The 1,817-nt window shown below is 77.4% G+C and carries 1 protein-coding gene and 1 pseudogene; one reads left to right on the top strand and one right to left on the bottom strand.

From position 1 onward, the window contains the following. Positions 1 to 705, bottom strand: a pseudogene (locus tag Q6969_RS15375) (ATPase); the annotation flags it as partial. A 303-nt stretch (positions 706 to 1,008) separates the two neighbouring features. Here Q6969_RS15375 and Q6969_RS15370 point away from each other — a divergent pair. After that, complete coding sequence (locus Q6969_RS15370) at positions 1,009 to 1,704, top strand: SipW-dependent-type signal peptide-containing protein (RefSeq protein WP_317231224.1); 696 nt, start codon at positions 1,009 to 1,011, stop codon at positions 1,702 to 1,704. Positions 1,705 to 1,817: the final 113 nt, after the last annotated feature.

Raw genomic sequence — 1,817 nt, 5'->3', positions numbered from 1 at the left:
GGGCGCGTCGTCGACGGGGACGGCGACCGGGGCGTCGTCGGCCGAGGCGGCCTCGGTCCCGGCCTCGGGCGGGGCCGGGTCGGCGGCGTGGTCGTCCGGGCCGTCGGACCGGGCGGCGCGCGGCTCCTCGACGCTCGGGCGCAGCGGCATGCGGAAGGGGTGCGCGTTGACGACGTGCGGGGCGGGGACCGTCCACGCGGATCCGGCCTCCGGGGAGACCACCGCGTCGAAGGAGCCGGGGGCGGGGCGCGGCGCGGCGTCCGCGTCGTCGGCGTCGGCGTCGGCCGGGGCGTCGTCGGGCACGCGGTCGTCGGGCACGCGGTCCTCGGGATCCACGTCGTCCTCGTCCGCGTCGTCGAAGAGCTCGTCGAACGCGTGGGTGCCGACGACCTCGGCGTCGTCGTCGTCCTCCGCGGCGTCGTCGACGGAGGCGTCCTCGTCCGCGGCATCGGCGTCGTGGGCGGCATCGTGATCGGCGTCGGCCGGCGCCGCGCCCGGGCGCACCCGGTCGGGCCCGAACAGGCCGCCCTCGGAGGTGCGCGGGACCGCGGGGAACGGATCCACCCAGCGGTGCGCGTCGCCCGACGCGTCGGAGGAGCCCTGCTCCATCTCCTGCTGGCGGCGGCGCAGCTCGCGCCGGCTGAGGAGGGGAGGCTCCGACGCCCCGCCGTCTCGGTGGCCGGTGTCGGTCGTGTCGTCGGTCATGTTGCTCGCCTTCGTCTTCCCCGCCTGCGCGGACGAGGCTACCAGGGGGCGGTCCCGCGCCCGGATCCCGGCCGCCGTCCCCGGGCCCTCGACCGGGGCACAGTCCCCGCCTCGGTAGTCCGGCGGCCCGACGCGCGCGACCACTGGGGAATCGGGTCGCGGCTACCGGCGTCGCCCGCACGGCATCCCGAGCGGGCCCGCGTCGCCCCTAGCTTCGCCCTGTCGGCCGCTGGGGCCGACGCACAGGGGGGCGGGACGGTCCGGCATCGGACGCGGGACCCGCGCGACAAGGGGAGCACGACCATGGCACTGCACGCAGACCGCCCGCGCATGACGCGGCGCACCAAGACGATGGCGTTCCTGTCCGGGGGACTCGTCCTCGGGCTCGGCATCACCGCGACGCTCGCCGCGTGGACCGACTCCGAGTGGGTGTTCGGCGGGAACGCGGACGGCACCGGCCCGGGCCTCGGCACGTCGACCTTCGAGGTCGAGCAGAACGTCTCCTCGCCGTACCTCCCCGCCGACTTCGCCCAGGACGAGACGAACCCCGGTCAGGACCTGACCTTCACCGCCGGCGCGCTCGCGCTGACGCCCGGCACGAGCGTCTACGCGCCCGTCGCGCTCCGCACGGTCGCGGGATCCGTCGCCGGCACCGTGGTCCTGCAGGACTCCGAGCCCGCGGTGGGCGTCGGCCTCGAGGCCGACGACGCCGACGACGCGCTCCTCGGCGCCCTCACGCTCCGCGTCGCGGTCTCCACCACGGCGACCACGTGCGACGCCGCGGCGTTCGCGACCGGCGCGCTCGTGACGAGCGGCCCCCTGGCCACCGCCGCGGGCACCGGCGCGCAGACGCTCGACGCGTCCGGCGGCAACACGCAGTTCTACTGCTTCGAGATCACCCTCCCCGCGGCGCCCACCCTGCCGACCGGGGTGACCCTCGACGACCTCCAGGGCCGCACGGTGACGCCGGCGTGGGAGTTCCTCTCCACGTCGGTCTAGACCGCGGAGGGACCGCATCATGTCAGCGCAGGCCGCGGCGACGCGCGCGGGGGACCGGGACGCGCTCGCGGCGGCCCGCCGCGATGCCGTCGCGGCGTCCCGCGCCCGCGCAC

Source organism: Clavibacter sp. MX14-G9D (assembly GCF_032917815.1).
In the GTDB taxonomy this organism is placed as follows: Bacteria; Actinomycetota; Actinomycetes; order Actinomycetales; family Microbacteriaceae; genus Clavibacter; species Clavibacter michiganensis_K.
The sequence above is the reverse complement of the archived record's forward strand: the minus strand, read 5'-3'. Positions and strand labels throughout refer to the sequence as shown.

Excerpts from the sequence above, each read along its gene's own strand:
- Q6969_RS15370 (WP_317231224.1), top strand. The coding sequence starts at position 1,009 with ATGGCACTGCACGCAGACCGCCCGCGCATGACGCGGCGCACCAAGACG.